This window comes from Burkholderia sp. SIMBA_051, from assembly GCF_046534915.1.
In the GTDB taxonomy this organism is placed as follows: Bacteria; Pseudomonadota; Gammaproteobacteria; order Burkholderiales; family Burkholderiaceae; genus Burkholderia; species Burkholderia ambifaria.
On sequence record NZ_JAWRXS010000368.1, the window covers coordinates 1 to 266 of the forward strand.

Sequence of the window (266 nt, forward strand, 5' to 3'; positions counted from 1 at the left end):
GCGGCACCTGCAGGAATTCTTCCTCGAACTGGCACGCGTACACGACCGGCCATTCGACGAGCGAATTCACATCGTCGAGCAGCGAGTCGGGCATCACCACCTTGTCGTCGCCGGCGGTTTCGACCAGCTGCGCGCGGATCGATTCGCGGCGCTCGCTGTAGCTCGCGATCACGCGGCCTTTGTGCTGGAGCGTGTGCGCGTAGTCATCGGCCTGGGTGATGGCGATCGGGCCTTCCGAGAGGAAGCGATGGCCGCGCGTGGTGTCG

The 266-nt window shown here is 65.4% G+C and carries 1 protein-coding gene; it reads right to left on the reverse strand.

All coding sequences use genetic code 11. The features are described from left to right. A partial coding sequence (locus tag SB771_RS34895; protein WP_410722027.1) for a glycine--tRNA ligase subunit beta occupies positions 1–266 on the reverse strand: 266 nt, incomplete at both ends.